Source organism: Streptomyces niveiscabiei (assembly GCF_001419795.1).
GTDB classification, from domain to species: domain Bacteria; phylum Actinomycetota; class Actinomycetes; order Streptomycetales; family Streptomycetaceae; genus Streptomyces; species Streptomyces niveiscabiei.
Genome location: NZ_LIRL01000099.1, coordinates 1 through 3823, shown reverse-complemented (window position 1 = coordinate 3823; position 3823 = coordinate 1). Strand labels below are relative to the sequence as shown.

Here is a 3823-nt window from a genome sequence, read left to right as displayed (position 1 = left end):
TCGAGCAGGGGAGCCACGGGGGAGTGCTCGCGGCGGAGGGGGTGTACGCGAAGCTGTGGCAGCACCAGTCGGGCGGGTTCCTCGACGATACGGAGGAGCCGACGGGGGTGAGGACGTGAGGTGAGGGGAACGGGGGGGCGGTACGGCCTCGGGGACGCCGGGTGGGGCTGCCGGTACGGCGCGACCCCGTTCGGGGAGAGCGACCGTGTTCAGCGCGGGGCGATCGCGGAGCCGGAGGCGCCCGGCGGGGGCGCGACCACCCGAGCCGGGTTGCACCGCCTCCTCACCATCGCCCCGGGCCCGGCCTCCCTCGCCGTCGCCCCGGGCCCTGCTCCCTCACCGCCGATTGCGCGCCCTGCTCCCCTTAGGCGCCTTCACGAACTGCATCTCCAGGGTCGTCGGTGGCTCGGCCACCCCCGGGCCCCCCGCCTGGGCCCACGCGATGATCTCCTCCGTCGCGTCGTCGTCCNNTGGTGGAGGGCTGGACGACGAGGACGTTCGCCTGGTCGCAGGGCCCGAGGCAGTCGGTCGTGCGGACGGTGAACGTACCGCCGGACGCGGCGGCCGAGGCGCGGAGCCGGTCGAGCTGCCAGGCATGGTCGAAGCCGGGGTGCTTGCGGCGGTCGCCGCAGCAGCAGCCCCTGCACACCACGACCGTGCAGGGGGCGCCGCGCTGGGAGGGGAACATCAGGACGCGGAGAGGCCGACGTGCGCGAGGGCCTGGCGCAGCAGGAACCCGTGCCCGCCGGGCATCTCGCTCTGCACGGCAGGCGACGCGGCCTCCTGCGGCTCGAACCAGACGAGGTCGAGCGCGTCCTGACGCGGCTGGCAGTCACCCGTCACCGGAACGATGTACGCCAGCGACACCGCGTGTTGACGCGGGTCGTGGTAGGGGGTGACACCTTGCGTCGGGAAGTACTCGGCCACCGTGAACGGCTGGAGCGCGGCCGGCAGCCGGGGCAGCGCGACCGGCCCGAGGTCCTTCTCCAGGTTGCGCAGCAGGGCGTCGCGGACGCGCTCGTGGTGCAGGACCCGGCCCGAGACCAGGGTCCGGCTGACATCGCCGTCCGGTCCGATGCGCAGGAGCAGGCCGATGCTGGTGATCTCGCCCCGGTCGTCCACGCGGACGGGCACGGCCTCGACGTACAGGATCGGCATCCGGGCGCGGGCCAGTTCAAGCTCGTCCTGGCTCAGCCAACCGGGCGTGGTCTCGGTCATGTCAGACATTGCTTGATCATACTTTCAGAACCGGTCGGACAACCGGTAGACCCGGCTGGCGTTCTCCGCACCCGCCCATCTCGCGAGACGTACCGCGTCGGGCGGACTCAGCTCGCCCGCGTCCACCCGGTCCTGGAGCAGGTCCCCGAGGCCCCGCCGGAACGCCAGCGCGCCGAGCGCGTAGAACTCGGCCACACCGTACGCGTCCGAGCTGTACAGCAGTTTGCCGAACGGCGTCATCTCCAGCGCCTCCGCCAGCACGGCCCGCGCCCGCACCGGCCCCACATGGTGCAGCGTGAGCCCCACATCCAGGTACACCTGAGGAAACACCGAGGTCAGATAGCTCGCCTGCCGCTGAAACGGCCAGCAGTGCAGCAACAGCACCGGCACATCACCCGGCACCGCACGCAGCCAGTCGGTCAGCAGACTCGGGTCCGCGTGATGCAGCCGGATGTCCCTGTCCCCGAACCCGGTGTGCAGCTGGAGCGGCAGTCCCAGGTCGACGGCCGTCCACAGCAGGTGGCGGACGAGTACGGGGTCGTCGAGGCGGCCCGCGCCCCCGAGCCACTTCCGGGCGGCCCGCTCGATCTCCTGCGCGGCCGGGCGTGTCGGCGCGAGGGCGAACCCGGTGCGGTAGGCGGCCACCGACTTGACGCCGACGACTCCCGGAGCGCGCACGGCGTCGTGGACGGCCCGCGTGAACTCCTCGGCGTAGGCGCTCGGTTCGACTCCCCGCGCCTTCAACTCCTCGGCGATCGGCTCCAGCCGGACCACCTCGTACGCTCTCGCCCGCGCGGCGTCGGCGAGTTCGGCGGGGGTGGTGAGGGGGAGCGGGGTGTGGCCCGTGTCGACGAGGTAGGCGCCGGTGCGGGAGGCGTGCAGGAACCGCCGGTTGACCTCCTCGGCGCCCAACTCGGCACGCCGGTCCAGGTATTCGTCCGGCGGCGCGTGCGGCGGGAGGTCCAGGACGGGTGCGCAGTGGCGCCGTACCGCGATGCCCGTCGGGGTGTCGAAGGGGGTGATGCCGCCCTCGGTGAGCAGGGACTCGAAGGCCGGGCGGGCCAGGTCGTGGGCGGCCACGCCGTGGCAGTGGTGGTCCACCAGCTCCAGTTCGGCGAGCGCCTCGTGGACCCGCATGTCAGTAGGCCCAGCGGTAGGCGGCGGCGACCCGCTCGTCGTCCAGGCCCTGTACGGCGGCCAGTTCGCCCTCGCGGACCGCGATCACCGCGTCCGCGAGGACCGGGCCGAGGGCCGCGCGCACGACCTTGTCCTCCCGGAACTCGGCGACGGCCTCGGCGAGCGAGGCGGGCAGCCGGCGGACTCCTCTGCGCTCGGCGTCGCCCGGAGCCAGCGCGGCGGGGTTGCCCGTCGTCTCCTGCGGGAGGTCCCTGCGGTGGGCGAGGCCGTCGAGCCCGGCGGCGATCAGGCCGGTCAGCGCCGCGTACGGGTTCGCCGCGAGGTCGATCGGCTTGACCTCCAGGTTGGCCTGCTCGGCGCGGTGACCCTTTGTGCCGGGGACCAGACGGACGGCCGTCTCCCGCGTCTCCAGGCCCCACGCGGTGAACACCCCCGCCCACTGGGACGGTTTGAGCCGGAGATAGCTCGCCGGACTGGGCGCGGTGAGCGCCATCAGCGCGGGCAGGTGCGCGAGGACACCGGCCGCGAAGGACTCCGCCTCCGGGGTCAGGCCGTGCCTGCGGTCGCCGCCCGTGTGCAGGTTGCGGCCCTCCCGCCATGCCGAGAGATGGACGTGGCCGCCGTTGCCGACGCCCGTCGCCGCCACCGCCGGGGCGAACGAGACGCGCAGACCGTGTTGTTGAGCCACCGCGCGGATCGTCTGCCGGGTCAGCACGCAGCGGTCGGCCGCCGCGACCGGGTCCGCCGCGCCCACCGAGATCTCGAACTGGCCCGCCGCGTACTCCGGATGGACCTGGTCCACGTCCAGTTCCTGCGCCGCGCACGCCGCCAGCAGGTCCGCGAGGAACGCGCCCAGCTCCACCTGGCGCGTCGCCCCGTACGCCGGAGCCGTCGTCACCGGCACGAACTCGCCGGGGGCCGCCGTGCCCAGGCCGAGCATCCACTCGACCTCGAACGCCGCGCGGAAGGCGACGCCGTGGTCGAGAGCCGCGCGCTCGGTGATCCGGCGCAGGGCCGTGCGGGAGCAGCCCGGGTGCGGTTCGCCGTCCTGCGTGATCCGGTCGACCGGCGCCCACGCCCAGCCCGGCTGCGCGGCCAGCACCGTCAGCAGGTCCAGGTCGGGGTAGAGGCGCAGGTCGCCGTCCGGGGAGCCGAGGACGTCCGTCGTGACGACGTGGTCGTTCGCGAGGAACGTGTCGAACACCGGCGACATGCCCACGCCCCAGGCCGCGGCGGCGGGGAGCTTCGCCGTCGGGACCGACTTCACGCGGTGCACACCGGCCGTGTCCACGTAGGCGAGGACGACGCCGTGCACGTTCCTGGCGGCCAGCGTCTCGGCCAGGGACACGGCCCGCTCGACATCCCCCGGCCTGCCGCCGGGGATCGGGTCGGTGAGGGTGGTCATAGGGGGCGCTCCTCGGGCAAGTCGGGCTTTTGGGCCAGGGTTTCACGTCCGGGGGTGCGGGGT

General features: G+C 73.8%; 4 protein-coding genes. All 4 read right to left on the bottom strand.

Annotated elements, in window-relative coordinates; genetic code table 11:
• Positions 1–471 precede the first annotated feature (471 nt).
• Positions 472–688 (bottom strand): (2Fe-2S) ferredoxin domain-containing protein (locus AOK24_RS50240; protein WP_240553683.1); only part of this gene is annotated, 217 nt, incomplete at its 3' end.
• A complete protein-coding gene (locus tag AOK24_RS05950; protein ID WP_107103903.1) occupies positions 688–1227 on the bottom strand; it encodes an NUDIX hydrolase family protein in 540 nt (179 codons plus the stop codon). The genes AOK24_RS50240 and AOK24_RS05950, both read right to left, overlap by 1 nt.
• A gap of 15 nt (positions 1228–1242) precedes the next feature.
• The gene (locus tag AOK24_RS05945; RefSeq protein ID WP_055718997.1) at positions 1243–2355 is read right to left on the bottom strand and encodes an amidohydrolase family protein; all 1113 of its coding nucleotides are present in this window, start codon (positions 2353–2355) and stop codon (positions 1243–1245) included.
• A gap of 1 nt (position 2356) precedes the next feature.
• The gene (locus AOK24_RS05940) at positions 2357–3760 is read right to left on the bottom strand and encodes a type I glutamate--ammonia ligase (RefSeq protein WP_055718996.1); all 1404 of its coding nucleotides are present in this window, start codon (positions 3758–3760) and stop codon (positions 2357–2359) included.
• Between the last annotated feature and the right edge of the window lie 63 nt (positions 3761–3823).